General features: G+C 34.1%; 1 protein-coding gene. It reads left to right on the top strand.

Features of this window, described 5'->3' with window-relative positions; translation table 11 throughout:
- Nucleotides 1–15: 15 nt before the first annotated feature.
- A partial coding sequence (locus AAW00_RS14745) for a GNAT family N-acetyltransferase (RefSeq protein WP_241461754.1) occupies nucleotides 16–226 on the top strand: 211 nt, incomplete at its 3' end.

The raw sequence follows: 226 nt of genomic DNA, 5'->3' as shown, positions 1-226 counted from the left end.
TATCTAGGGTACTCTTTGGATCAAGATTATCAAGGGCAAGGTATCATGTTTAAGGCTTTGATGTTTTGTTTAGACTATATCTTTAATCAATTTAATCTTAATCGAGTTATGGCTAATTATATTCCTGAAAATACTCGTAGCCGGAAGCTACTTCAGCGATTAGGATTCGAAAGAGAAGGATATGCAAGAAAGTATTTGATGCTTAATGGCGAATGGAAAGATCATA

Origin of the sequence: Aurantiacibacter luteus, assembly GCF_001010945.1 — a bacterium.
Lineage (GTDB): Bacteria > Pseudomonadota > Alphaproteobacteria > Sphingomonadales > Sphingomonadaceae > Alteraurantiacibacter > Alteraurantiacibacter luteus.
This window is presented reverse-complemented; position numbering and strand designations above follow the sequence as displayed.